At 73.7% G+C, this 25,006-nt stretch carries 24 protein-coding genes and 1 pseudogene; 16 read left to right on the top strand and 9 right to left on the bottom strand.

Annotation, left to right across the window (positions count from 1 at the left end; translation table 11 throughout):
- Positions 1 to 445 precede the first annotated feature (445 nt).
- The 3 genes from SYYSPA8_RS28670 (at position 446) to SYYSPA8_RS28680 (ending at position 1,611) form a co-directional block, all read left to right on the top strand.
- Positions 446 to 796 carry a hypothetical protein gene (locus SYYSPA8_RS28670; RefSeq protein WP_323450276.1) on the top strand — a complete coding sequence of 117 codons (351 nt, stop codon included), beginning with the start codon at positions 446 to 448 and terminating at the stop codon, positions 794 to 796.
- Positions 797 to 856: 60 nt separating this feature from the next.
- Complete coding sequence (locus SYYSPA8_RS28675; protein ID WP_323450277.1) at positions 857 to 1,024, top strand: hypothetical protein; 168 nt, start codon at positions 857 to 859, stop codon at positions 1,022 to 1,024.
- Between the two features lie 170 nt (positions 1,025 to 1,194).
- Positions 1,195 to 1,611 carry a hypothetical protein gene (locus tag SYYSPA8_RS28680; RefSeq protein WP_323450278.1) on the top strand — a complete coding sequence of 139 codons (417 nt, stop codon included), beginning with the start codon at positions 1,195 to 1,197 and terminating at the stop codon, positions 1,609 to 1,611.
- Here the strand turns inward: SYYSPA8_RS28680 and SYYSPA8_RS28685 are convergent.
- From SYYSPA8_RS28685 to SYYSPA8_RS28710, 6 genes are all read right to left on the bottom strand, one after another.
- Positions 1,601 to 2,416 carry a helix-turn-helix domain-containing protein gene (locus tag SYYSPA8_RS28685; protein ID WP_323450279.1) on the bottom strand — a complete coding sequence of 272 codons (816 nt, stop codon included), beginning with the start codon at positions 2,414 to 2,416 and terminating at the stop codon, positions 1,601 to 1,603. The genes SYYSPA8_RS28680 and SYYSPA8_RS28685 overlap by 11 nt on opposite strands.
- A gap of 37 nt (positions 2,417 to 2,453) precedes the next feature.
- A complete protein-coding gene (locus SYYSPA8_RS28690; RefSeq protein WP_323450280.1) occupies positions 2,454 to 2,882 on the bottom strand; it encodes an SsgA family sporulation/cell division regulator in 429 nt (142 codons plus the stop codon).
- A 114-nt stretch (positions 2,883 to 2,996) separates the two neighbouring features.
- A complete protein-coding gene (locus tag SYYSPA8_RS28695; protein WP_323450281.1) occupies positions 2,997 to 4,424 on the bottom strand; it encodes a pyridine nucleotide-disulfide oxidoreductase in 1,428 nt (475 codons plus the stop codon).
- A complete protein-coding gene (locus SYYSPA8_RS28700) occupies positions 4,421 to 5,797 on the bottom strand; it encodes an MAB_1171c family putative transporter (RefSeq protein WP_323450282.1) in 1,377 nt (458 codons plus the stop codon). Before SYYSPA8_RS28700 ends, SYYSPA8_RS28695 begins: the two co-directional genes overlap by 4 nt.
- A gap of 5 nt (positions 5,798 to 5,802) precedes the next feature.
- Positions 5,803 to 6,357 carry a hypothetical protein gene (locus SYYSPA8_RS28705; protein ID WP_323450283.1) on the bottom strand — a complete coding sequence of 185 codons (555 nt, stop codon included), beginning with the start codon at positions 6,355 to 6,357 and terminating at the stop codon, positions 5,803 to 5,805.
- 461 nt (positions 6,358 to 6,818) lie between these two features.
- On the bottom strand, positions 6,819 to 7,991 hold the full coding sequence (locus tag SYYSPA8_RS28710) for an MAB_1171c family putative transporter (protein ID WP_323450284.1): 1,173 nt from the start codon (positions 7,989 to 7,991) through the stop codon (positions 6,819 to 6,821).
- A 1,227-nt stretch (positions 7,992 to 9,218) separates the two neighbouring features.
- Here SYYSPA8_RS28710 and SYYSPA8_RS28715 point away from each other — a divergent pair.
- Positions 9,219 to 10,790: an ATP-dependent DNA ligase gene (locus SYYSPA8_RS28715; RefSeq protein WP_323450484.1), complete on the top strand. Its 1,572-nt coding sequence runs from the start codon at positions 9,219 to 9,221 to the stop codon at positions 10,788 to 10,790.
- A 52-nt stretch (positions 10,791 to 10,842) separates the two neighbouring features.
- On the opposite strand, the gene SYYSPA8_RS28720 is transcribed toward SYYSPA8_RS28715, so the two are convergent.
- Positions 10,843 to 11,007, bottom strand: coding sequence for a hypothetical protein (locus SYYSPA8_RS28720; RefSeq protein WP_323450285.1), 165 nt, complete (start codon positions 11,005 to 11,007; stop codon positions 10,843 to 10,845).
- Between the two features lie 41 nt (positions 11,008 to 11,048).
- On the opposite strand from SYYSPA8_RS28720, the pseudogene SYYSPA8_RS28725 reads away from it, so the two are divergent.
- Both SYYSPA8_RS28725 and SYYSPA8_RS28730 read left to right on the top strand, forming a co-directional pair.
- Positions 11,049 to 11,270 (top strand): annotated as a pseudogene (locus SYYSPA8_RS28725) (helix-turn-helix transcriptional regulator); the annotation flags it as partial.
- Positions 11,271 to 11,385: 115 nt separating this feature from the next.
- The gene (locus SYYSPA8_RS28730) at positions 11,386 to 12,255 is read left to right on the top strand and encodes a class I SAM-dependent methyltransferase (RefSeq protein WP_323450286.1); all 870 of its coding nucleotides are present in this window, start codon (positions 11,386 to 11,388) and stop codon (positions 12,253 to 12,255) included.
- Positions 12,256 to 12,280: 25 nt separating this feature from the next.
- On the opposite strand, the gene SYYSPA8_RS28735 is transcribed toward SYYSPA8_RS28730, so the two are convergent.
- The gene (locus SYYSPA8_RS28735; RefSeq protein WP_323450287.1) at positions 12,281 to 12,736 is read right to left on the bottom strand and encodes an RICIN domain-containing protein; all 456 of its coding nucleotides are present in this window, start codon (positions 12,734 to 12,736) and stop codon (positions 12,281 to 12,283) included.
- A gap of 62 nt (positions 12,737 to 12,798) precedes the next feature.
- Positions 12,799 to 13,632 (bottom strand): aldo/keto reductase, encoded by an 834-nt coding sequence (locus SYYSPA8_RS28740; protein WP_323450288.1) that lies wholly within the window; start codon positions 13,630 to 13,632, stop codon positions 12,799 to 12,801.
- 377 nt (positions 13,633 to 14,009) lie between these two features.
- Between SYYSPA8_RS28740 and pqqA the strand changes: the two genes are divergently transcribed.
- From pqqA to SYYSPA8_RS28790, 10 genes are all read left to right on the top strand, one after another.
- The gene (gene pqqA, locus SYYSPA8_RS28745; RefSeq protein ID WP_323450289.1) at positions 14,010 to 14,111 is read left to right on the top strand and encodes a pyrroloquinoline quinone precursor peptide PqqA; all 102 of its coding nucleotides are present in this window, start codon (positions 14,010 to 14,012) and stop codon (positions 14,109 to 14,111) included.
- A gap of 11 nt (positions 14,112 to 14,122) precedes the next feature.
- Positions 14,123 to 15,028: a pyrroloquinoline quinone biosynthesis protein PqqB gene (gene pqqB, locus SYYSPA8_RS28750; protein WP_323450290.1), complete on the top strand. Its 906-nt coding sequence runs from the start codon at positions 14,123 to 14,125 to the stop codon at positions 15,026 to 15,028.
- A complete protein-coding gene (gene pqqC / locus SYYSPA8_RS28755) occupies positions 15,025 to 15,825 on the top strand; it encodes a pyrroloquinoline-quinone synthase PqqC (RefSeq protein ID WP_323450291.1) in 801 nt (266 codons plus the stop codon). The genes pqqB and pqqC overlap by 4 nt, the downstream gene beginning before the upstream one ends.
- Complete coding sequence (gene pqqD, locus SYYSPA8_RS28760) at positions 15,822 to 16,166, top strand: pyrroloquinoline quinone biosynthesis peptide chaperone PqqD (RefSeq protein WP_323450292.1); 345 nt, start codon at positions 15,822 to 15,824, stop codon at positions 16,164 to 16,166. Before pqqC ends, pqqD begins: the two co-directional genes overlap by 4 nt.
- On the top strand, positions 16,163 to 17,311 hold the full coding sequence (gene pqqE, locus SYYSPA8_RS28765; protein ID WP_323450293.1) for a pyrroloquinoline quinone biosynthesis protein PqqE: 1,149 nt from the start codon (positions 16,163 to 16,165) through the stop codon (positions 17,309 to 17,311). The genes pqqD and pqqE overlap by 4 nt, the downstream gene beginning before the upstream one ends.
- 280 nt (positions 17,312 to 17,591) lie before the next feature.
- The gene (locus tag SYYSPA8_RS28770) at positions 17,592 to 18,152 is read left to right on the top strand and encodes a glycoside hydrolase family 88 protein (RefSeq protein WP_323450294.1); all 561 of its coding nucleotides are present in this window, start codon (positions 17,592 to 17,594) and stop codon (positions 18,150 to 18,152) included.
- 5 nt (positions 18,153 to 18,157) lie between these two features.
- Positions 18,158 to 18,949, top strand: a complete 792-nt coding sequence (locus SYYSPA8_RS28775) for a Tat pathway signal sequence domain protein (protein ID WP_323450295.1) — start codon at positions 18,158 to 18,160, stop codon at positions 18,947 to 18,949.
- 10 nt (positions 18,950 to 18,959) lie between these two features.
- Positions 18,960 to 20,954 carry a glycosyl hydrolase family 28 protein gene (locus SYYSPA8_RS28780; protein ID WP_323450296.1) on the top strand — a complete coding sequence of 665 codons (1,995 nt, stop codon included), beginning with the start codon at positions 18,960 to 18,962 and terminating at the stop codon, positions 20,952 to 20,954.
- Complete coding sequence (locus tag SYYSPA8_RS28785; RefSeq protein WP_323450297.1) at positions 20,951 to 23,128, top strand: discoidin domain-containing protein; 2,178 nt, start codon at positions 20,951 to 20,953, stop codon at positions 23,126 to 23,128. Before SYYSPA8_RS28780 ends, SYYSPA8_RS28785 begins: the two co-directional genes overlap by 4 nt.
- On the top strand, positions 23,125 to 24,867 hold the full coding sequence (locus SYYSPA8_RS28790) for a CBM35 domain-containing protein (RefSeq protein ID WP_323450298.1): 1,743 nt from the start codon (positions 23,125 to 23,127) through the stop codon (positions 24,865 to 24,867). The genes SYYSPA8_RS28785 and SYYSPA8_RS28790 overlap by 4 nt, the downstream gene beginning before the upstream one ends.
- Positions 24,868 to 25,006: the final 139 nt, after the last annotated feature.

The raw sequence follows: 25,006 nt of genomic DNA on the forward strand, positions 1-25,006 counted from the left end.
CCCCCGCGCCTCAATCGCCGGCGAGGCTGGATTTGTGCGGGTCGGCCCGGCCTCGGGTGGTGGTGCGGGTTGGCGGGGCCTCCGGGCTCACCTCCTCGGGGTCGGCGAGCGCGAAGCGGCTGTCCCACTGGGCCGGTAGGTCCGCCGATCCCCTGCGGGGGCGACCCTGCACCCCCACCCACGGACCATGCGAAGGCGGACCGTACCCCCGGCGGGGGGAAAAGGGGTGCGGGACCCCGTACCGACACGGGTCAGGCAGGGCGCGGCCCCGGACGAGCGCGATGTCCCCGTATCGACGCAGGCGGACTGCGCAAGGCCGAACCCGGACAGGCGCGGGGCCATTCGGCCGATGGCCCGTACCCCGCCGGAGCGGAAATCCCCCGCCACGGCGGGCGGCCCACGATGCCATGGGGAAGGGTCACAGGTCGAGGAGGTCCGACACCCCATGCCTCTGCTCCCGGCCACCGCTCTCCGCGCCCTCGCGGTGCGCGGCACGCCCCTGGCACTGGTGGTGCTCCTGGCCCTGGTGGGCCTGGCGCAGGGGGCCGGTACCGCGGTCGGGGAGAGCGGGCGGCCCGCGCCCGTGTCGGTGCCGTTCGACGCGCCGGGGCAGCCGGAGGAGAGCGATGCGACGGGGGCGGCGTCCGGCCGGGCCCGTGCCTGTGTCGGCGCGCCGGGGCCGGACGCGGGGCCCTGGGCGTTGCCCGCCCGGCAGGGGCCACCGGCGGCCCGGAGGGGCAGGGCTCCGCTGCCGCCGCCCCCGCCGGCCGTGCGTCGCGCCGTGCTGCGCTGCTGAGGGCCGCTGTCCGTCCGCAGCAGCGTTCAGCCCCCCCCCACACGCACGAGGTGCACAGCCATGCCCATCGACCCGTTCACCGCGCTCAACGCCCTGATCCGCGCCGAGGTGGCCCGTTCCGCCCGGCCCGCCGACGAGCAGCCTTCCGCCGATACCCGGCAGCCGCCGGCCGAGGGGTCCCCGCCGGCCCCCGCCGCGCCCGACGCCGATCCGGGGCGTGGCCGCTGACGGCCGCGACGGGCCCCGGTCGCCCGGCATGACCTCCCGGGTAATCGACCGGCCCCCCACCGGGGCAGCACTCTGGAGCCACCGGAACCCGGGCGGCGCACTCCGCCCGGGCTCCGGTCCCCCCGTCGTCACGGGGTCCAGGTCCAAGCGCCCCAAGGAGGCCGCCCGCCATGTCCGCCACCCTGCTCACCGGCATCGCCCGCACCACCGAGCCGCAGCTCGCGCTCCGCCGTTTCCTCGCCCTGGACGCGGTGGTCACCGGGGTCAACGGCGCGGCCTATGCCGCCGCCTCCGGACCGCTCGGCCGGTTCCTCGGCGTGGACAGCGGTTTCCTGCTCGGACTCGGTGTCTTCCTGGTGCTGTACGCCGTCGCCCTCGGGGTCCTCGCCGGGCGCCGCAGTCCCGCCGGGGGAGCGGTGAGCGCCGTCGTCGAGGCGAATCTGCTGTACGCCGCGCTCAGCTTCGTCTCCGCGGTCCTCTGGTTCGACCCCACCACCGCCGGAGCGGTCTGGATCCCGCTCCAGGCGGTCGTGGTCGCCCTCTTCGCCGTCCTCCAGTACACGGCGCTGCGCGCGGTCAGGCGCTGAGTTCCCGCAGGGCCCGGACGGTCTCCTCGTCGGCCGGCAGCAGGGTCTCGATGGCCAGCTCGGCGACGGTCACGTCCATCGGGGTGTTGAACGTCGAGATGGACGACACGAACGACAGGATCCGCCCCTGGTGTTCGACCACCATGGGCAGGGCGAAGGAGGGGTGGTCGCCCGGGGCCCGCGGGTCGTCGCCCGCCCCCGCGGGCAGGGGGTAGGCGGCGACCTCCTCGTACAGGGATCGCAGCGGGTCCGAGCGGAGCAGCGCCATCTGACGTTCCATCTGGTGCAGCAGGTGCCCCCGCCACTCGGGCAGGTTGAGGATCCTCGGGGCGAGGCCGCGGGGGTGGAGCGTGAGACGCATGACGTTCACCGGCGGGGTCAGCAGTTCCGGTGCCACCCCTGTCATCAGCATCTCGATGCCCCGGTTCGCCGCCACCACCGTGTAGAGGGCGTCGACGACGAGCGCCGGGTACGGTTCGTATCCGCGCAGCAGGCGGTCGATGCCTTCCCGCAGGGTCCCCATGGACGGGTCGTCCATGGGGGTCTCGCTGTAGCGGGGCGCGTAACCGGCGGCCAGCAGGAGCGCGTTGCGTTCCCGGACGGGCACGTCGAGGTGTTCGGCGAGCCGCAGCACCATCTCCTCGCTGGGCCGGGAGCGGCCGGTCTCGACAAAGCTGATGTGGCGCGCGGAGGAGTCGGCGCGCAGGGCGAGTTCCAGCTGGCTCACCCGTCTGCGCTCGCGCCAGCCGCGCAGCAGCGGACCCACACGCGTGTCGGGGAGGGCGTCGGAGAGAACAGAAGTCATGATCCGACCGTAGTACGGCCTCCGGTTGTCGCCGCGTTCAGTCCTGGCCGTCCCGGGCCCCGCGCAGCAGCGCCGACAGGCCGCCGTCGAGGTCCACCGCGCAGGACTCGGTGCCGGCCGGTACCGCCGCGTAGGCGTGCAGCAGGAAGTGCCGCAGCCGCCCGGTGGGGAACCGCAGCAGTGCGGTGCCCTCCGCGGACCGCAGCTCCACCAGGGTCCGTGTGCTGTCGCGGGGCCGGATCCGCACATCGCCGCGGCCGGCCGCCGCCCGTAGTCCCTCGTCGAGCAGGGAGCGGGCGAAGGTCCAGGTCACCTCGGTGCCGCTGAGGGCCACCGCCGCCGGGAACGCCATCCGTACCGCGAACGGGTCGGCGGCGCTGTAGATCAGGCACACCGTCATGGGTGCCGGGCGGGGGGCCCCGCTGATGAGGTGGGCCGGGATCGACTGTTCGACGGTGCGGAACATCGCCGCTCCTTCGCTGCTGGGTCGAGGCTGCGTGTCGTCGTGGTGACGACAACTACGACGCACGCCGCCCCCCGGCCCACTGCGTGATGAACGACCCTGTTGGTGTGAGGTATGTCACATGGCCGCGCGGCTGCCGCTCCGTGCGATCCGCAGCTCCTCCGCCGTCAGCGGCGGCCCCGTCAGCGGCCGCCGGCCCGGCCCACGCACCACCCCGACCACGACGTCCGGGTGGAGCCAGGAGGCGACCGGCCGGGAGAGGGTGATCACGTCGATGAACGCGCGGGTGAGCCGGGCCCGCCCGGTGGCCGCGCGCACCAGGCGGTCCACATAGCGGTGCGCCAGACCGGTGCCGGGGCCCGGCCGCCGGCCCACCGCCCCCGGATAGAGGATGTCCTGACCCGTCGCCAGGTCCCAGGCGGTGCCCACCGGGCCCGCGATGAACCGCTGAGCCACCGGGGCGAGCCCCGGCGCGTCCAGCGCGAGCCGCCCCAGCAGCCCCCGCAGCCCCACCAGCCCCTGCGCCGCCACGGTCATGCCCTGGCCGTACACCGGGTTGTAGGTGGCCACCGAGTCCCCGGCGGCGATGAAACCCTCCGGCCAGTGGGGCACCCGCTCGAAGTAGCGGCGCCGGTTGACCGTGCTCCGGGAGAGCACGACGTCCCCGAGCGGTTCGGTACGGGAGATCAGCTCACCCACGACGGGATGGCGCACCGCGTCCCGGGCGAACGCCTCGAACGCCTCCGGTTCCGCCGGCGGCTCACCGCCCCGGGTGCCCGACAGGGTCACCATCCAGCGCCCGCCCTCGACGGGCACCAGCGTCGCCGTCCGCCCCGGCACCGGTCTGCCCGGATCCGACTGCACGTTGACGACGGGGAAGTCCTCGCTCCCGGCGGGCGCCCGGTAGAGCCGGGTCGCGTACACCAGACCCGAGTCGACCCGCGCCTCCTCGACGTCGCCGACCCCCAGGTCCCGCAGCCAGGCCGGCGCCCGGGAGCCCCGCCCGCAGGCGTCCACCACCAGATCGGCCGGCAGGGACAGCTCCTGTGCGTCCGGGCCGCCCACCCGCACCCCCGTCACCCGCCCGGCGGTGCCGGTGAGGCCCCGTACCGTGTGCCCCTGGAGCACCGACACCGCCGGCAGCTCCAGCACCCGCTCCCGGACCACCCAGTCCAGCAGATCGCGGGTGCAGGCGAGCATGAACTGCATCTCGGGCCACCGCCGTATCCAGCCCTTGGACGACAGCGTCACCAATCCCGTCGGCAGCGCGATCCGCCGGGCCCCCGCCGCCAGCCAGCGCGTGGTGATGCCCGGCAGCAGTTCCTCGAACGCCCGCACCCCGCCCGACCAGAGCAGATGCGTATGCCGGGCCTGGGGCAGCGACTTGCGCGGCTCCGGGCCCGGGGGCAGCACATCGCGTTCGACGACCGTGATCTCGTCGGCGAAACCGTCCAGGGCGGCGGCCGCGAGCATCCCCGCGACACCACCCCCGATCACGACGGCCCTGCGGGGCTGGACGGAAGCGGTGCGGCTGGGGCGCGTCATCGCGTACGGGTCTCCGCGTTCTGTGAGGGGGCAGGGCCCGGTGCCGGGGCTCCCGCTGGGGTCGCAGGGGATTCTGCGCGATCGGCCCGCCCGGCGGAAGGGCGCCATGCCCACCGGCCCTGCGTCCTGCCTTCCGCCCGCCTCTTCGACCTGCCCTTCGACCTGCCCCCGGGACGGCCCTCCGGCCGGTCCCCGGCCCGGTCCTCCGGCCGGTGGTCCTGCTCCGGCAGCGGGCCCAGCGCCCCCGACAACCGCACCAGCCGCTCCCGGCCCGGCCCCAGCTCCGCCGTCAACGCCCGCGCGCCCGCCTGACAGTGCTCCTCGTCCGACGCGGGGCAGGAACCCGAGCGCCGCGCCTCCACCGCGGCCACCACCATCGCCGCCACGCCCGTCATCCCTGCCCGCCGCTCCGTCGCCCCGATCCCGAGCGCCGCCTCGTACGCCAGCCGCCGCACCCGGTCGTCCAGATAGGGCTGGAGCCGCAGCAGTTCGTCGTGGATCAGCGTCTCCCGGACCGTCAGCCGCAGCTCCGCAGGGGCCCACCAGGGAATACGCGGCACCTCGCGGCGCTCCCCGGGGGCCGGGCGCAACTGCCGCCAGAGCGCGCCGAGGCGCCCGTACGCCCGCCAGGAGCGCAGCAGGCCCTCCGCCCGGGGCCCCAGCAGCGGCAGCAGGAAACCGGCCGTCAGGGTCAGCCCGCCCAGCGCGGCCAGCGGCGGCGCCACAGCGGTGCTGAGCGCGTCGCACTCACTGCCGGTCCACCGCACCACCACCGCCGTCAGCTTCGCGAAACCGAAGGCGAGATTCAGGGTCAGCCCCGCCACCAGCACGATCAGCCCCAGCCGCAGCCACTGTCCCACCGCCCGCGCCCAGCGCAGACAGAGCACCGTCGTCACCACGGCGGAGACGATGTGCGCCACCAGATACGTGACCACCAACTCGCGGATGAACGGGGTGGTCGCGTAGTACGTGTCGAAGTCCCGCAGCCGCTCCACCGGCGTGTCGCCCAGGACGAACAGCACCGGCAGCGCCGCGATCACCACCCCGTAGAACGTGATCCAGGTCAGCGACGCCCGCCGGATCCGCTCCCGGGGGCCGCCCCGCCAGTTCACTATCAGCACCATGCACGCGCAGCTGAAGGCGCACATGATGCAGTAGACCAGCGGCGCCGACAGATTGGTGACCCCGGTGATCCGGTTGACCCGGACGATGGTGGGCGGGGCGGCGAAGAAGAAGCAGAGGGCCGCCGTGAACAGGAGGGCGAGTACGGACCGCACCATCGGGTCGGGCCGGCCCCGGCGCACCGCGGGAAGCTTGGCCACGAAGGCGATGAACAGGGCGACGGTGGGGACGTAGTAGTCGCTGTTGCGCATGGGGTTCAGCCCCGGTGGTGTCCCAGCAGGTGCTTGATCCGCTGGGCGTCGGAGGTACGGGGGGCTGCCGCCTCGGGCGCCCGCTCCAGCCAGTGCCGCAGATGCGCGCCCAGCTCCAGGCCGAACGCCTCCGCCTCGTTCTCCTCGGCCTGCCGGAAGTCGGTACGGGCCGCCAGGCTGTGCACGGCAGCGCCCAGCGGCGCGTCCCGGCCCGGCTCGGGGGAGGGGCCCGGCAGGCTCTCGGCCGCCAGCCGCGCGGCCGCCGCCGGGCCGCTGTCGTGGTGTCCGCCGTGCCCGGCGACCATGTGCCAGACCTCGTGCCCGAAGATGATCAGCTGATGGAGCGGCGGGGTGCCGGCCTGGACGCAGATGACGTCGCGGTCCTCCAGGTCGAGATAGAGCCCGCTCGCGGTCTGCGGCGGGAAGTCCACCAGCCGCAGCACCACCGGGCGCCCGCGCCGCTCGCCCAGATGGGCGCAGAGCGCGGCGAACACCTCCTGCGCATCGGCGGGCCGGGCCTGGTCGAGGGCGCGTGCGAGGTCGTCGCGCAGTCGGCGCATGGCGCTCCTGGTGCCCAATGCACACTCTCCCCCGGGTCGGTCAGTGGCCTCAGCCTGGCACCACACCGTACAGAGCGATCGCCGCGTCTTGACGGGGTCCTGGCGACGTTGCGAGTTTTCCGGACAGGCTCACAGCGTGTCAGCCAACCGGAGTCGGTTCCCCACCGGGCCGACCTGCGGAAGATTGCGCAGGTGGGAGCCGTGTCGCCGAGATCGGCCGCCCCTCGCGCGGCCCGGCGGCAGGCGTGGCCCGGGCGCCGTGGACACGCAGGACCTTTGGCGGAATACCGCTGGGTGGGGCCGGGCGGCGATCCTGGAGGAGGTACGTCCGGTGACCGGACGGGCCGCTCCCGGGAGCGGGTCCGGGGAGCGGATCGGGGACGGGGGCAGGGGCAGGGGCCGCGTGCGGGGCGGCACATGCCGGGTCCGGCAGACGCGGTCAGGCGTTCGACCGGTCCGAGTCAGGCGTCCGACAGGGCCCGTCTGCGTGCCCGGTGCACCAGCGCCGGGCCCCGGAGCGCCCGCGAGATGAGGACCAGGTCGTCCGGGCCGGTGGCGGGCTGGATGGGCACCTGCCCGTCGCCGAGCAGGGTCCGGCCCGGTTCCGCCGCCCGCGCCCGCCCGGCCGCGGCGATCATCGCCGCGTCCGCCATGACACCGGCCCGCTCCGGCGGGTGCCCCTGCGCCCGCGCCCGCGCGAAGACCTCCTCGTACACCGTCTCGTCGTAGTAGGGCCGCAGACCGATGATCCCGTCGTGGATCGCGGCCTCCCGGCGGATCAGCCGCAGCTCCAGCGAGGCCCAGGGACCTATCGTCACACCGGCGCTCCCGGGGGGCGCGGCACGGCGCAGCAGCCGGGCGAGCGGTCCGAGGCGCAGATAGCGCAGGGCGGCCCGCCGCAGGTCACCGACGTGCCGTGCCACCAGCGGCAGGACGAAACCGCCCGCGATCAGCGGGGCGCCCAGCGCGGCCAGCGGCGGGGCCGCCTCGGTGCTCAGCCGGTCCCAGTCCCGCCCGGCCCAGCGGGCGGCGACGGCGCCCAGCTTGGCGGTGTCGTAGCCGAGGTTGACGAGATAGCCCCAGCCGACGAGGACGAGACCGGCGCGCGGCACCCCCACGACATGACGGGCCCACCGCCAGCAGAACACGGCCGTCCCCACCGACGCGAGGGCGTGCGCCAGCAGATAGAGCACGATCATCTCGCGGATGAACGGGGTGGTCGCGTAGTGCGTGTCGAAGTCCCGCAGCCGTTCGACGGGGGCGTCCCCGAGGAGGAACAGGACGTTCATGGCGACGGCGACCCCCAGATACGCGAGGACCCACCGGCGGACCGTCCGCCGGGTCCGGGGCGTGGCGCCGCCGCGCCACAGGATCAGCACCACCAGACAGGCGCAGCTGACGGAGGTCAGCACCGAGTAGAAGACCGGCGCGGCGATATTGGGCACGCCCGAGAACTCGTTGATGGCTTCGAGGGTCGGCACGGCCGCGAGGAGGAAGACCAGCCCCGCCAGGAAGAGCAGGCCGCAGACGGAGCCGAGCAGGAGGTCCCGGGGCCGGCGCAGCAGCGCGGGCAGCTTGAGGAAGAACGCCCCGAACAGCAGCGTGGCGGGGAGGAGCATACTGATCCGACTCACTGGGAACCTGCTTCCCGGGGGGTGCGGAGCCGGGGCCCGGGGGCCCGTCCGTATCCCGGGAGCGCGCACCATAGGCGCGTCCGTGCCACTTCGCCGCGCACCGTCGTACCCCACCCCGTCCGAGCCGCGTCCCCGTCCTGCCGGCACCGGCCGACCGGTGCGGCGCCGGCCTGCCCGCCGCTCATCGCGGGCCGGGCGGCCGTCCCCCTGCGTAACCGTACTGTGTGCGAGTGTGTTCGCGGACGACGGTCTCCCAAGTCACGGGGCACTGACACCCCTGGGAAGCCTCAGGCTCCGGCGACACCAGAAGCCTGAGGGGGTGCGGAAGCCGTGTACGCGTCGAAACCCCCCTGAAACGCCGCTGGTTCGTCCGTACGGATCCGGCCGTCCCCGATGCCGTACCCGCTTCCGCCCGCCGTGGCCCGCCCGCCCGGCGAGGCCCCGGCGACCACCGGGAAGGGCAAATCGCGGCCCCGGGACGGGGACGTGCGTTTCGGCCGCCGGGGCCACCGCCCGCCGCGCGTGGGCCCGTTCGGCACGGGGCCTGCCCGGGGGCCCTTGGGCGCGGGAGGGGTCGGCAGGTCGTGTGTCAGGCACCCGGGTCGCCGGAACGACCGGGCGGAGCGCTTCCCGGCCTCCCGGCCTCCCGGCTTCCCGGCTTCCCGGCTTCCCGGCCTCCCGGCCTCCCGGCCGTTCGTGCCCGACGACAGGGCCGTCTCCGCCGCAGGGCGCGCCGAGAGGCAGGCGGCTCGGCGCGGGACCGGGTGCGGTGCCTGCCCCTGGGCCACCCTCCTGCGGTGGCAGGCCCCCGCCGCTCGGCGCCGCCGGGCTGTGGGGGAGTGGAGTGTCCTTCGGTACGAGGGTGGGCGGCCCGGTCGCGCGGTGGTGGCAGGGCCGGGCCGTCGTCGTGCCGGACGGGTGCGTGGGCCGGTGGTGGCGGGGCCGGTGGACCCGCGTCGTCCGGTGCGTGGCCGCGTGGCAGGGAAGGCCGTACGGGTGGCAGGCCCGCGCGGCCGACGGCTCCCGCCGCTCGGGCCGCCGGGCCCTTGGCGAGTGCGGTGCCAGGGGGCGCGCGAGCCCGGCAGGGGCCGCCGGACAGGCACTCGGCCCCGCGCGGCACCGGATGCGGCAGGGTCGGGGGCGGGGCAGCATGGGCGCATGGCAGTGCGGGAAACCCCCGGTGCGACCGGTGCGGCCGGGGCGGCAGGAGTGCCCGGGGCGGCCGGCGTGACACTGGCACGGATCGCCGGCGTGTCCCGCGCCGTGGCCGCCACCACCGCCCGCTCCCGCAAGACCGCCCTGCTGGCCGAGGTCTTCGCCGAGACCGAGACCCGCCCCGAGGACGTCCCGCTCGTCATCTCCTATCTCTCCGGCCGGCTCCCCCAGGGCCGCATCGGCATCGGCTGGAGCGCACTCAAGGACCCGCCGCCGCCCGCCGCCGACCCCGTGCTCACCGTCGCCGCGACCGACGCCGCGCTGACCGCGCTCGCCGGACTGAAGGGCCCCGGATCCCGGGCCGCACGGGTCGGCCTGGTGCGGGAGCTGCTGGCCGCCGCCACCGAGGAGGAGCAGCGGTTCCTGACCCGGCTGCTCCTCGGCGAGGTGCGGCAGGGCGCGCTCGACGCCCTCGCCCTGGAGGCCGTCGCCGCCGTGGCCGGCGCCCCCGCGAGCGCCGTCCGCAGGGCGGTCATGATGGACGGCTCCCTGCCCCGGGTGGCGGGCACCCTGTTCGCCGAGGGGCCCGCCGCCCTCGACCGGTTCCGGCTCACGGTCGGCACCCCGGTCCTGCCGATGCTCGCCGGTACGGCGCCGTCGGTGACCGAGGCGGTGCGCGGACTCGGCGTCCCCTGCGCCGTCGAGGAGAAGCTCGACGGGGTCCGGATCCAGGTGCACCGCGACGGCGGCACCGTCCGGGTCCACACCCGGTCCCTGGACGACATCACCGATCGGCTGCCCGAGGTGACCGAGGCCGCGCTGCGGATCGACGGCGACCGGTTCGTCCTGGACGGCGAGGCCATCGCGGTCGGCGCGGACGGCAGGCCGGTGCCCTTCCAGGAACTCGCCTCCCGGGTGGGCTCCCGGACCGATGTCGGCTCCGCGCGCGCCGCACTGCCCGTGACACCGGTCTTCTTCGATGTGCTGGCCGCCGGCGGCGAGTCGACCGTCGACCTGCCGGCCGACGAGCGGCACGCCGTGCTCGCGCGGCTGGTGCCCGGACCGCTGCGGGTCGGCCGGATGGTCGTCACCGACCCCGAGGACGCGCGGCAGCTCGCCGCCGCCGAGGAGTTCCTCGCGGAAACGCTGCGCCGGGGCCACGAAGGCGTCCTGGTCAAGGCGTTGGACGCGCCCTACGCGGCGGGCCGCAGGGGACGCTCCTGGCTCAAGGTCAAACCCGTGCACACCCTCGATCTCGTCGTCCTGGCCGCCGAACGGGGCCATGGCCGCCGGACCGGACTGCTCTCCAACCTCCACCTCGGGGCCCGCGCCGCCGACGGCGGTTTCGTCATGCTGGGCAAGACCTTCAAGGGCCTCACCGACGAGACACTGCGCTGGCAGACGCGGCGCCTGGGGGAACTCGCCGTCTCCGACGACGGGTTCACCGTCCGGGTCCGCCCCGAGCTGGTGGTGGAGATCGCGTACGACGGGGTGCAGCGCTCGCCGCGCTATCCGGCGGGGGTGGCGCTGCGGTTCGCCCGGGTGGTCCGCTACCGCCCGGACAAGCGCGCCGCCGACGCGGACACGATCGACACGGTCCTGGCCGCGCGCCCCCCGGACCCGTCCCCGGACCCGAGCGACTGACCCTGGGCCGGTGTACGGAGGCGACCCCGGGCCGGTGTCGCCTCCGTACGGCTCAGTCCTTCCAGACCCCCGCCGCCGCCGCGTCCCGCGCGTACTCCGCGAGATCCCGGGGCGCCCGCCCCAGAACCCTGGCGACATCGCCCGTCACGGCGGAGTTGTGACCGTCCATCAACTCCACGAAGAGCCCGGTCAGCCAGGCGGCCTCCGGCTCCGGCACCCCGAGCCCGGCCAGGACCGCGGTGAAGGCCCCGGCGGTGACGGGCGCACTTCGCCCGCCGCTTCCCCGGTCTCGTGGGCGAGCCCCCGATGGGCTGGCTCGCCCGCCACCGGCTGGACCTCGCCGCCGACCTGCTGCGGGAGACGGACGCGACGGTCGACGCGGTGGCCCGCCGGGTGGGCTACAGCGGTTCGTTCGCGCTGAGCGCCGCCTTCACACGGGTCCGGGGCGTCAGCCCGCAGGAGTACCGGGGCCGCCGCTGACGCCGTACCCGCCGTCCGCCGTGTCCCGCCACCCGCAGTACCCCGCCGCACCCCGGGGTTGCCGGAACGGCAACGGTATTTCCGCCCGCGCCCCGCAGGCGTCCACCATGTCCCCATGACTCATGATCACGACCACAGCCTGCTGGACTGGGACGAGATGACCCCGCTCCTGGAGCGCGGCGCCGAGCTGGAGACCCCCCTGTACCGGCGGGCCGCCGACTGGATGGGCGAGCTGCTGCCCGTACCCGCCGTCCGCCGGGTGGTGGACTTCGGCTCCGGCCCCGGGGTGCTGACGGCCGTCCTCGCCGAGGCCTTCCCGTACGCCTCGCTGGTCGCCGTCGACCCCACACCGCAGCTGCTGGAACGTGCGGCGGACCGGGCCCGCCACGGCGGCTACGGCGACCGCTTCGAAAGCCGCCACGCCGAACTGCCGCTCCGCCCGGGGCAGCGGGACGACCTGGGCGGCGCCGATCTGGTCTGGGCGGGCAACGTCGTCCACCACGTCGGCGACCAGCGCGCGGCCCTCGCGGAACTCGGCGGGCTGCTGCGGCCGGGCGGGCTGCTCGCCGTGGTCGAGGGCGGGCTGCCGTCCCGTGCCCTGCCCCGGGACCTCGGGATGGGCCGGCCGGGTCTGGAGGCCCGGATCGACGCCGCCCACGCCGAGTGGTTCCAGAAGATGCGGGACGCCCTGCCGGGGGCCACCGCCACGACCGAGGACTGGCGCACCCTGCTCACGGACGCGGGCCTCGCCCCGGCGGGCACCCGCTCCTTCCTGCTGGACATCCCGGCGCCGGTCCCGGCCGTCGTGCGCGAGCACCTCGTGCACGTCTTCACCCGGCAGCGCGAGGTGATGGGCGGGCTGCTGGCCGCGGACGACATCGCCGTCCTGGACCGGCTGCTCGACCCCGAGGACCCGCAGGGGCTGTTCCTCCGGCCGGACCTGTACCAGCTGTCCGTGCGCACGGTGCACCTCGCCCGCCGCTGACGCCCGCCGCTGACGCCCGGGGTGATCAGTCGCAGGGCTCCAGCCGCCACTGCTGCCCGGGTGCGTCGGTGTCCTCCCACTGCTGGATCCGGGCCCCCTTCTCGCCGCTGCCGCCGGCCACCTCCAGCAGCAGCCCGCTGACGAAGCTGACGATGGAGACCGTGCCCGGCGCGTCCAGATGGTGTTCGACGGTCCACTCCTGGGCGCCGTAATTGTTGGCCCGCCAGTGCTGGATCCGGGCGCCGTTCTCCGTGGACGCGTTGGACACGTCCAGCCGCCTGCCGCCGGCGACACTGGTGAAGTGGTAGAGCCCGTTCCCATTGGGGACGGGCTCGATCCGCCACTCCTGGGCGGCGCTCCCGCTGTCCGCGCCCTGCTGGACGACGGTACCGACGCCCTTCGGCCCTTCGAGGACCTCCAGCAGCAGCCCGCTGCCGACGTTGCGCACCCGGTAGCGGCCCGGTCGAAATGCCCCGCTCACGTTCCCGTACCCCTCGGTCGTCGGCTTCCGCCGTTTTCAAACAAGTGTACGAGAGTGTGCGGTCAGAAGCCGCTGAAGGACGCCGGGTCCGGGCCCAGGCGCCGGCCCTCGTCCAGTGCCGCCAGGGCCGTCAGGTCCTCGTCGTCCAGCGTGAACCCGAAGAGATCGATGTTCTCCTCGATCCGCCGCGGGTTCGCGGACTTGGGGATGGCCACGACACCGAGCTGGAGATGCCAGCGCAGCACCACCTGCGCCGGGGTCCGCCCGTGCTTGTGCGCGATCGCCACCACGGTCGGCACCTCCAGCAGCCCCCGCCCCTGCCCCAGCGGCGACCACGCCTCGGTCGTGATGCCGTGCCGCTCGTGGAAGGCCCGCGCCGCCGCCTGCTGGAGCTGCGGATGCAACTCGATCTGATTGACGGCCGGCACCACCCCGGTCTCCTCCAGGAGCCGCTCCAGGTGCTCCGGCAGGAAGTTGGAGACGCCGATCGCCCGCGCCCGCCCGTCCGCGAGGATCCGCTCCAGCGCCCGGTACGTGTCGACGTACAGACCGGCGGAGGGGATCGGCCAGTGCACCAGGTACAGATCCACCCGGTCCAGGCCGAGACGCTCCAGTGAGACGTCGAAGGCGCGCAGGGTCGCGTCGTACCCCTGATCGGTGTTCCACAGCTTGGTGGTGACGAAGAGTTCGTCCCGGGGGACACCGGACCGGGCCAGCGCCCGTCCCGTCCCCGTCTCGTTCCGGTACGCGGACGCCGTGTCCACACTGCGGTATCCGGCCGCCAGCGCGGCCGACACCACCGCCGTGGCCTCGTCGTCCGGCACCTGCCAGACACCGAAGCCGAGTTGCGGCATGGCGACGCCGTTGTTGAGCGTGATCGAGGGAACCTGGGTCACGAGCGGAAGATCCTTACGTCGTCGGGGGTCTCCGGGACCGGGGCGCCCGGGCGACGAGGACAGGGCCGGGGCCGGGGGCGGGGATGGCGCGATCCGAACCGGAACCCCGTTCGGGCCATTGACCGGTTCCCCGCAAGAGGCGACCCTATGACACACATGGCTGAACTCTGGTCGCCCTTGTGAACAGATGTCCAGGGCGCGTCCCCCGCCGCCCCGGTCCGCACAGCTCTGTACCGATCAGGCCCGTACCGATCAGGTCCGTACCGATCGGCACAGCCCGTACAGCCTCGTACAGACCCATATCACCCTGCTTCGTCGCACGACCATCCTGCACCACTCCCCACACCCCCGCACCCCAGGAAGGCAGGACAGCGCCGATGAACACCGAGACCCCCGAGACCACCGAAGTATGGGAGACCCCCGAGTACGAGGTGGTCGAGACCGCGCTCGAAGTCACCGCCTACTACCTCACCGACTGAGACCGGCCGCCATGCTGCTCCAGGTGCTCGGCACCGCGGCGGGTGGCGGACTGCCCCAGTGGAACTGCGCGTGCCCCGGCTGCACCGGGGCACGCGCCCATCCGCACCGGCGCCGCCGGCACGCCTCCCTCGCCCTGCGCGCCGGGGACGGCCGGTGGTACCTCGTCAACGCCACCCCCGACATCGGCGACCAGATCGAGGACACCCCCGCGCTCCGCCCCGGCCCCGGCCCCCGGCAGACCCCCGTGGCCGGAATCCTGCTCACCGACGCCGAACTCGACCACACCCTCGGCATCGCCCGGCTCCGCGAGGCCGACGGCTTCGACGTGCTGGCCACCCGCCCGGTCCGGCACGCCCTCCTGGACCGCCTGCGGCTCGGCACCACCCTCGCCCCCTACACCAGCGTCCGGTGGAACGAATTCGGCACCGGGCCCCGGCCCCTCGCCCCGGACAGCGGCATCGAGGTCCAGGCCCTGCCCGTTTCGGCCAAACGCCCCCGCTACGCCGCCGACCTGCCACCCGACGCCCCCGGCCAGGACGCCTGGGTCAGCGCCCTGCTCCTGCGCTCCACCACCACCGGGCGCCGGCTCCTCTACGCCCCCGCCCTCGCCCGCTGGAGCGACACCTTCCAGCGCGCGGCCGAGACCGCCGACTGCGTCATCGTCGACGGCACCTTCTGGGACGACGACGAACCCGTCCGCACCGGCATCTCCCACCGCACCGCCACCGGCATGGGCCACCTCCCCATCACCGGCCCGAACGGCACCGCACACCGCCTCGGCCGGCTGCCCGGCCGCGGCCTCTACACCCACCTCAACAACACCAACCCCCTCGGGGACCCGGACGCCCCCCAGCACCGGCTGCTGCGCGACCAGGGACTCGAAGTCGCCGCCGACCGAATGGTGATCGAGCTGTGAGCACCCTCGCTGTGCCCCGTACGGGCACCGGTGAGCCGTGGGGCCCGGAGGAGTTCACCGCACGGCTGCGCGCCGTGCCCGCCGGGCGCTACCACGACCGCCACCCCTTCAACGTACGCATGCACAACGGCGCCCTCACCCCCGCCGAACTGCGCCGCTGGATCGTCAACCGCTTCCACTACCAGCGGCACATCCCCGTCAAGGACGCCCTGATCCTCGCCAAGTTCGACGACAGCGCCCTGCGCCGCGCCTGGCTGCGCCGGATCCAGGACCACGACGGCGTCACCGAGGGCGAGGGCGGCATCGAACGCTGGCTGCGGCTCGGCGAAGCCGCCGGCATCCGCCGCTCCCGGCTGCTCTCCGGCGACGAGGTCCTGCCCGGTGTCCGGCTCGCCGTCGACGGATACGTCAACTTCTGCCGGCTCCGCCCCGCGCTCGAAGCCGTCGCCGCCTCGCTCACCGAACTCGCCGCGCCCACCCTCATGCGCACCCGCATCGACGCCTTCGAACGCCACTACCCCTGGATCGAGGCCGGGGGCCTGGCCTACTTCCGCACCCGGATCGGGCAGGGGCGGCGGGACAGCGCGGAGGCACTGCCCCTGGTGGTGGCTTGGGCCCGCACCCGGGAGCAGCAGGAGGCCGCCGTCGCCGCCCTGCGCTTCAAGTGCGATGTGCTCTGGGCGCTGCTCGACTCCATCGACACCGCCACCGCCGCCGATAGCGGCGCCGGCACCGGCACCGACCTCGGCGTGGCCGGGGACACCCCGGGACCCCCGGCGCCGGGAGCCCGCCGATGACCGCCCCCGCCGACCGGAGCCCTGCCCCCGCTTCCCCTGCATCCGAGGCCCCCGCCGCCCCCGCTTCCCCCGCATCCGGGGCCCCCGCCGGCTGGCGGCCCGCCCTCACCCGATCCGCCGTCCTCCGCCACGACCGCGTCCGCCGCACCGACCTGCTGCTGCTCCCCGAACGGGTCGTCGTCCTCAAGGGCGCCGCCGGAGCCGTGCTGCGGCTCTGCGACGGAACCCGCGACACCGCCGCCATCGTCGCCGAACTGACGGACCGCCACCCCGGCGCCCCGGTCGCCACCGACGTCCCGGCCTTCCTGTCCCGGCTCCGCGAGGAGGGCTGGCTCCAGTGACCCCGCCCCTGCCGTCCGCCCCGCCTCCGGCCCCGGCTGTCGCCCCGCCCTGGGCCCTGCTGGCCGAGCTGAGCCACGGCTGCCCCCTGCGCTGCGCCTACTGCTCCAACCCCGTCGAACTGATCAGTCGGTCAGACGAACTGACCACGTCGCAGTGGGCCGACGTCTTCCGGCAGGCCGCCGGCCTGGGAGTCGTCCAGAGCCATCTCTCCGGCGGAGAACCCCTGCTGCGCCGCGACCTCACCGCCATCGTCGCCGCCGCCGACGCCTGCGGCATCCACACGCAGCTGGTCACCAGCGGCGTCGGCCTCGGGGAACGGCGGCTCGCCGCCCTCACCGCCGCCGGCCTGCGCAGCGTCCAGCTCTCCGTGCAGCACGCCGACCCGGCGGCCTCCGAGCACATCGCGGGCGTCCGCTCCTTCGCCGCGAAGGAGCGCGCGGCCCGCCTGGTCACCGCCGCCGGACTGCCGCTCGGCCTCAACGTCGTCCTGCACCGCGCCAACCTCGACGCCCTCGACGCGATCGTCGAACTCGGCATCGCCTGGGGCGCGGAGCGGATCGAACTCGCCAACACCCAGTTCTACGGGTGGGCCCTGCGCAACCGGGACGCCCTGCTGCCCTCGCGCGAGCAGGTCGCCGCCGCCCGCGCCCGCCTGGCCGCCTGGCGCACCCGGCTCGCGGGCCGCCCGGAGCTGCTGTGGGTGGTGCCCGACTACGTCGACGGCACGGCCAAGCCCTGCATGGGCGGCTGGGGCGCCCTCTCCCTCACCGTCGCCCCCGACGGCCGCGTCCACCCGTGCCCGGCGGCCGTCGCCCTCCCGGGGCTGGAGGCGCCGAACGTACGCGACCACCCGCTGGAGTGGATCTGGTACCGGTCGCCGGCCTTCAACCGCTACCGGGGCGAAGCCTGGATGCCGGAGCCCTGCCGCGGCTGCGAGCTGCGCGGCCGGGACTTCGGCGGCTGCCGCTGCCAGGCCCACGCCCTCACCGGCGACGCCGCACGGACCGACCCCGCCTGCTCCCGCTCGCCCGACCACCATCTGGTCCGCGCGCTCGTGGACCGCGCGTCGGCGGCCCGGCCGCACCGGCCCGTGGAGGCCCCGGCGACCGTACCGGAGTACACCTACCGCCAGGAGGGACCATGAGGCGCTGGACCACCGCCACCACCGCCCTGCTGATCCTCGCCCTCGCGGGCGGCACGCTCACCGCCCCGGCCGCCCACGCCCGTACACCCCGGGACCCGGCCACCCAGGCCCGTACGCCACCGGACCCGGCCACCCCACCCGTACCGCGCGGGATCCCGCCACGGCCCCCGTCCGGTACGAGGCCGAGGACGCTGGCGCCGACCGGGGCGCCGTCGAGAGCAACCACGCCGGGTTCACCGGCCGGGGCTTCGTCAACTACGACAACGCACCCGGCGGCTGGGTGGAATTCACCGTCGACGGCGGCCCGGCCGGCACCGACTGGTCCGTCGCGATGGTCGAGTCCACGATGGCCCGCCACACCCCCACCTCCATCGGCGGCTGGTCGTACCCCGTCGGGCTCTACCTCTACGGCCAGTACCAGGTCTACCAGCGGGTCCGCGACCCCCGGTACCTCTCCTTCATCAGGCTGGGCGACCTCGCCGCCGGGATCGAGCGGGCCCAGGACCCGGCGACCGGCCGCTGGTTCCAGGTCGTCGACCAGGGCGGCCGGGCCGGCAACTGGACCGAGACGTCCTGTTCCAGCATGTTCGCCTTCGCCCTCTCGCGCGCCGCCCGGCAGGGATACGTGGACCCCCGCCACGAGGCCGCCGCCCAGCGCGGCCACCGGGGAGTGCTGGCGAAGATCTCCCTCGGCCCCGACGGCCGCACCGACCTGACCGACATCTCCATCGGGACCAACGTCGGCGACTACCCCTCCTACGTACAGCGCGAACGCCGGACCAACGACTTCCACGGCCTCGGCGCGTTCTTGATCATGAATGAACAACTCGCAGTGAGGTGAGCACCATGAACACATCACGCAGGACCCTTCTGAGCGCGGCCGTCACCGGCGCGGCCGCCGCGGCCCTCCCCGCACTTCCCGCCCTCGCCACCCCCGCGAGCGCGGCCGCCTGGCAACTGAAGTGGTCTCCGTCGGCGAGCCGGGACGGGCTGCGTGCGTTCGAGACCCTGGAGGACGATCGCGCGGACTCCCACACCTCCTACGGCCCCCACATCACCACCGAGGGCGACAACTTCCGCTTCACCATGCACACCCGGGACCGGGACACCAGCACCGACCGCCAGCGCCACGAGGTCACCGGCTGCCGCAGCGGGAACACCTTCCTGAGCTGGCGGCAGGGCGAGACCTGGCGCATCAGCTACGCCATGTACATCCCCAGCAGCCTCAAGGCGACCACCACCTTCACCCACATCATGCAGATGAAGCAGCCCGGGACGGGCACCTCGCCGATCGTGGTCCAGTCCCTGCGGCGGGTCGGCGGCCGGCAGACCATCGAGCTGAAGATCTTTGAGCCGAACATCCTCGTCGGCCGCACCGACCTGGAGCCGCTCCACAACAGCTGGATCGATGTCGACTTCGAGATCAAGATCGGCGACGGCACCTCCGGGGCCGTCCGGTGGGCCCTCAGGAAGGGCGGCGCCACCGTCGTCGACGCGACGCGCACCGGCGTCGACACCTTCCTGGCGGACCGGGTCCGCCCCAAGTGGGGCATCTACCGCTCCCTCGGCGACAGCTCCGGCTCCCTCCAGGACTGTCATCTGCTCCTCACCAACCTGCGTGGCTACCAGCTCGTCTGAGGAGGACGGCATGAAGAGCCTCCGCGCGGCTGCCGCGACGGCGGTGTCCGCCCTGGCCCTGGCCGCGGGCGCGCTCCAGCCCCCGGCCACCGCCGCACCCGCGCCCGTACCCCTGAATGCACCCGCGTCCGACCGGGCTCCGGCCGTCACCCCCGCGGCCCCTCTCCGCGGCGGCGACCACGTCACCGTGCCCCCGCCCCGCGCGGCCGAGTTCGACGTCCGCGCCTACGGGGCCGTCGGCAACGGCTCCACCAACGACACCGGAGCCATCAACCGCGCCATCACCGCCGCCAACAGCGCCGGCGGCGGCATCGTCCGCTTCACCCCCGGCACCTACGAGTCGAAGAACACCATCCATCTGAAGAGCCGTGTCACGCTCCACCTCGACGCGGGCGCCACCATCAGCGGCAACGGCGCGGACACCTACGACGCGCCCGAGCCCAACCCGTGGGACGACTACCAGGACTACGGGCACAGCCACTTCCACAACGCCATGATCTACGGTGACAACCTCACCGACATCGGCTTCACCGGCGCCGGTGTCATCGACGGCGACGGCGCCCTCATCACCGGCAACCCCAAGCCGGGCGAAGCAGACAAGATCATCTCGCTGACCCGCTGCACCAACCTCACCCTGAGCGGCATCACCCTGCGCGAAGGCGGCCACTTCGCGGCCCTCATCAACGACTGCGACAACGTCGTCTCCGACCGGCTCGTCATCGACACCGCCATGGACCGCGACGGCTGGAACGTCATCAACACCACGAACGTGCGCATCACGAACGCCCACTACGAGGCCAACGACGACGCCCTCGCCTTCAAGAGCGACTACGCCCTCGGCGCGAAACTCACCAACGGCAATGTGACCGTCAGCGACTCCCATCTCTCCGCCGGCTGTTGCAACGCCCTCATGTTCGGCTCCGAGACCTGCGGCGACTTCACCAACTACCGCTTCGAGCGGATCACCATCAAGGGCTCCGACAAATCCGGCCTCGGCATGGTCTCCATGGACGGCTCCAGGATCTCCGACGTCCACTACAGGGACATCACCATGACGGACGTGAAATCGCCCATCATGCAGAAGGTCGGCACCCGCAAACGCTGCGGCAACAACCCCGGGGTCGGCTCCATCAGCGACATCACGTACACCGACGTCCGGGCGAACGGGAAGGCCGCCGGCTTCTCCCCGACCCTCTGGGGCGAGTCCGGCGGCGGCCGCATCAGGAACATCACCTTCGACAACGTCGACATCACCGTCCCCGGCGGCAACGGCACCATGGCCACCACCCCGCCCGGCAACCAGCCCACCAACTACAACCCCAACTCCATCGGCACCCGCCCCGCCTACGGCTGGTACATCCGCAACGCCGAGAACCTCCGCTTCACCGACAGCGAGGTCCGCTTCGGCGCCAACGACGGCCGCCCCGCCGTCATCGCCGCCGACAGCAGCCGCATCCGCTTCGACCGGTTCACCGCCCAGCGCGGCAGCAGCAGCCCCTCCGACCTGCTCTTCCAGACCGTCACCGGCTACTGCGCCACCGGCGCCAACACCTCCGGCGGCTCCTTGCGGATCGGAGCGACCGGCTCCAGCCAGGACTGCGCACCCACCGGACCCACCCCCCGCCGCCACGAGGCCGAGAACGCCACGTACACCGCGGGTTCGACGGTCGACTCCAACCACACCGGCTTCAGCGGTACCGGATTCGTCAACACGCCGAACGCCGTCGGCACGTACGTCGAATGGACCGTGACCGCCACCACCGCGGGAGCCGCCGCCCTCGCCCTCGGCTACGCCAACGGCACCACCACCGACCGCCCCATGGACCTCACCGTCAACGGGACCACCGTCGCCACCGGCGTCCCCTTCCCCGCCACCGGCGCCTGGACCACCTGGCGCACGGTCACCGTCCCCGCCGCCCTCCTCGCAGGGACCAACACCGTCCGCGCCACCGCCACCACCGCGAACGGGGCCCCCAACCTCGACTACCTGGACGGGCCCGCATGATCCGTCGCCCCTGGGCGACCCTGCTGACGGTGGGCGCGCTGCTCCTCGGCGCGCTCACCGCCCCGGCCCCCGCCCACGCCGATACGGAGCACCCCCGGCAGGACTTCCTCCGGCAGTCCACCGCCGGGCTCTTCCTCCACTGGGGACTGCGCACCGCCCCCGCCCACACCAGCTGCACCGCCTGGGAACGCGATGTCACCGCGGGCGGCTGGAGCGCCGACTACTGGGTCCGCGAAGCACGGAAGCTGCACGCCCAGTACCTCGTCCTCGCCACCTTCCACAGCCGCCTCGGCTACGCCCGCCCCTGGCCGTCGGGGATCCCCGGCAGCTGCGCGACCCAGCGGGACTTCCTCGGCGAGCTGATCGAGGCCGCCCGCGCCCAGGGCCTCAAGACCATCCTGTACATGACCGACGACCCGCAGTGGCACGCCGAGGGCGGCCAGGAATGGCTCGACTCGGCCGCGTACTCCCGCCACAAGGGCCGCACCGTCGACCTGCACACCCGCGACGGCTTCGGCGAGTACTCCTACGACCTCTTCTTCGAGGTGATGGAGCGCTACCCGGAGCTGGCCGGCTTCTGGATCGACAACGACAACGCGTACTGGGAGCGGAACAACCTCTACGCCAAGATCTACCAGCGCCGCCCGCACTACACCCTCAGCAACAACAACGAGGACACGCCGATCATGGACATGATCAGCAATGAGCAGAAGACCGGCATGTCCCCGGCGTACGACTACCCGCAGGCCATTTATACCGCCGGACCCCGGCTGATCGAGGCCGACTTCAAACTGCCCGCCACCGGCGCCTGGTGGTACGACGGCTCCGACCCCGCCGTCGACCGCCGACTCACCCTGGGCCGTCTGATCACCAACGCCGGCTCCTCCGTCAAGGCCCTCATGGCCGAGACCGCCCAGGTCAACGGACGATTCCCGAGCAACCAGGCCGCCTTCAACGACTTCGCCGCCGGCTATCTCGACCGGATCCGGGAATCCCTCGTGGGCACCGAGGGCGGCGGCTACCTCCACGGCGGACTCGCCCCCGGCTTCTGGCACGACGGCGCCCACGGCGTCACCACCGTCGCCCGCGCCGACCCCGACCGGCACTACGTCCACGTCCTCACCCCGCCGGCCACCGGCACCCTCCGGCTGCGCGACAACGGCTACCGGGTCACCGCCGTCAGCGATCTGCGCACCGGCGCCCCCGTCACGTACAGCCAGAGCGGCGGCACCCTCACCCTCACCGGGCTCGGCGGCTGGGACCCGTACGACACCGTCCTCAAGGTCACCACCGCGGGCCGCGAGGGCATCCTGCCGCACACCGCGTACACCATGAGCGCGAGCGCGTCGGCCTCCGGGCACGGGCCCGCGGCGGCGGCCGACGGGAACCACCGCACCTACTGGGACAGCGACCGCACCACCCCCGTCTCCCTCCGCTTCGACCTGGGCACGGCCCGGACCGTCCGCTATCTCGCCCTCAACCAGCGCGAGGACTCCGTCAGCTACGCCCGTTCCGCCACCGAGCAGTCCGCCCGGATCAAGGACTACCGCCTCTACGTCAGCCAGGACGGCACCAGCTGGGGCAGCCCGGTGAAGACCGGCACCCTGGCGAGCCGGCGCGGCGTCACCACCCTCGACCTCCCCGCCACCACCGCCCGCCACGTGCGGCTGGAGGTCGTGAACACCCACGCCGCCACCACCGACACCAGCCGGCACAAGCGGCTCCGGATCGACGAGGCATGGATCGGCACCGCGTACGCCGGCTCCGGCGGCCCCGGGCCCGCGCCCCAGCGGTACGAGGCCGAGAACGCCGCCTGCACCGCGGGATCGACCGTCGACTCCAACCACACCGGTTACAGCGGCACCGGATTCGTCAACACGCCGAACGCGAGTGGCGCATACGTCGAATGGACCGTGCCCTCCGACCGCGCCCGGGATGCGAGGATCTCGTTCCGGTACGCGAACGGGACGACGGCCGGGCGGCCCATGGACCTCGCCGTGAACGGGTCCGTGGTCGCCGCGAACCGGGCCTTCGACGGCACCGGCGCCTGGACCACCTGGACCGACGTCACGCTCACCGTGCCGCTGAAGGCCGGGACCAACACCGTCCGCGCCACCGCCACCACCGCGAACGGCGCCCCCAACCTCGACCGACTCGACGTGGAGTCCCCATGACATCCCTCAGAGCCGTGCTCGGCCGCTGCGCCCTGACCCTCGCCCTCGCCCTGCCGCTCGCGGCCGCCGGCCAGTCCGCCGCACCCCCGCCCGCCGCCGCCTCCGACAACGGGCTCTCCCTGCGGCCCGCCATGGGCTGGTCGAGCTGGAGCTTCGTCCGCCGCTGGCCCACCGAGGCCAAGATGAAGGCCCAGGCCGACGCCCTCGCCGCCAGCGGCCTCAAGGACAAGGGATACATCCATGTCAACCTGGACGACTTCTACCAGAAGTGCGACGCCAACGGGTTTGAAGTGGACAGCTACGGCCGCTGGGCCGTCGACCCGGCGAAATTCCCCTCCGGGATCAAGGCGCTCGCCGACTACATCCACGCCAAGGGCCTGAAGTTCGGCTTCTACGTCACCCCAGGCATCGCCAAGAACGCCGTCACCCGCAACACCCCCATCGAGGGCACCCCCTACCGGGCCAGGGACATCGCCGACACCACCCGGCAGGAGAAGAACTACAACTGCAAGAACATGTACTACATCGACTACGGCAAACCCGGCGCGCAGGAGTTCGTGAACTCCTGGGCCCGCCAGTTCGCCGACTGGGGAGTCGACTACCTCAAGATCGACGGCGTCGGCAGCCACGACATACCCGACGTCGCCGCCTGGGACCGGGCCCTGCGCGCCACCGGCCGGCCCATCACCTACGCCCTCTCCAACAACCTCGCCATCGCCGACGCCCCCACCTGGCGCCGGCTCGCCAACAGCTGGCGCACCCAGGGCGACGTCGAGTGCTACTGCGGCCCCGGCCCCAACGGCAGCGGCTTCCCCCTCACCAACTGGGGGAAGATCACCTCGCGGTTCACCTCCGCCGCCAACTGGCAGCCGTACGCGGGCCCCGGCGGCTGGAACGACCTGGACTCCCTCCAGATCGGCAACGGCGACCAGATCGGACTCACCGCCGACCAGCGCCGCAGCCATATGACCCTCTGGGCGATGGCCGCGTCCCCGCTGCTCATCGGCTCCGACCTCACCCAGCTCAACGCGACCGACGTGTCCATCCTCGGCAACGAGCGCCTGATCGCCGTCAACCAGGACGGCATCGCCGCCCGCCGGATCGTCGACTCCGGCTCCCAGCAGGTCTGGCACAAACGCCGGCCCGGCGGCGACCACGTCATCGCCCTCTTCAACACCGGCACCTCCGGCAACCAGACCGTCTCCGTCAGCTGGTCCCAGGCCGGGATCAGCGGCCCCGCCGAGATCACCGACCTGTGGTCCGGCCGCACCACCGGCACCGTCGACGGCTCCTACAGCGCCGTCCTGCGCCCCGGCGAGACCCGGCTGATCCGGGCCGTCCCCGGCGGCGCCGGAGCCGTCCGGTACGAGGCCGAGAACGCCACGTACACCGCAGGATCGACCGTCGACTCCAACCACGGCGGCTTCAGCGGCACCGGATTCGTCAACACGCCGAATGCTGTTGGCGCATACGTCGAATGGAAGGTCCCGGCTTCGATCGCTGGCGACGCCACCATCACCCTGCGATACGCGAACGGGACGACGACCGGGCGCCCGATGGACCTGTCCGTCAACGGGTCCGTGGTCGCCCCGGACCGGGCCTTCGACGGCACCGGCGCCTGGACCACCTGGAGCGACGTCACGCTCACCGTGCCGCTGAAGGCCGGTGACAACACCGTCCGCGCCACCGCCACCACCGCGAACGGCGCCCCCAACCTCGACTACCTCGACCGCGGATAGCCCCACCCCGGCACCCCGCCGGAACCACCCGCGCCCCCCGGGCCCGCCGGACCCCTCCGGCGGGCCCACCGCGTTCCGGGGATTTCCGCTCCGCCTGTAACGATCGCCTGCGCCGGACCACTTCCCGGTGACCGAGGGA

The sequence above is a fragment of the Streptomyces yaizuensis genome (assembly GCF_034961445.1).
Lineage (GTDB): Bacteria > Actinomycetota > Actinomycetes > Streptomycetales > Streptomycetaceae > Streptomyces > Streptomyces yaizuensis.